This is a genomic window from Pseudomonas sp. AC463, assembly GCF_979253585.1.
The window spans coordinates 1-495 of the sequence record NZ_CEEDDZ010000095.1 but is presented as its reverse complement, the minus strand read 5'-3'; the positions used below and the strand labels follow the sequence as shown (position 1 = coordinate 495).

Below are 495 nucleotides of genomic sequence, written 5' to 3'. Positions count from 1 at the left end.
GTGGGATGTCCTCGGCGGTGCTGCTCCGAGGCCCATGACCAACGTCCGCAACCTGGGTCTGCCGCAATGGCGCCGGCTTGCGGCCGAACCACATAACCGCTGCCTCGTCCCGCTGACCGAGTTCTGCGAGTGGGCGCCGGACAAGCACAAGGTTGGTGACGGCGCACCGATCAAGGGTGAGATGTGGTTCGACGTGCCCGAGCAGCCGGTGTTCGCCGTTGCGGGGTTCTGGCAGCAGTCCGTCAAGGGCGCGGGGTTCACGATGGTCACCTGCGATCCGAACGAGCTGGTCGCGCCCATTCACCCCAAGGCGATGATTACGATCCTGCATGAAGCGGACTGGGATCGCTGGCTGCGTGGGAGCTATGACGACGTGGTCGCCCTTCAGCAGCCTTACCCGGGCGAGCGGATGACAGTGCGGGGGCCGGTGTTTCCCACGAGGACGAAGACCTCGGTTTGATCATCGCTCCCGCTGTCAGCGCCTTGAGACTCAGC

The 495-nt window shown here is 65.1% G+C and carries 1 protein-coding gene; it reads left to right on the top strand.

Translation table 11 applies throughout. From position 1 onward, the window contains the following. Window positions 1-460: SOS response-associated peptidase family protein (locus AC0IYH_RS29250; protein ID WP_471837516.1), on the top strand; the 460-nt coding region annotated here is incomplete at its 5' end. Window positions 461-495: the final 35 nt, after the last annotated feature.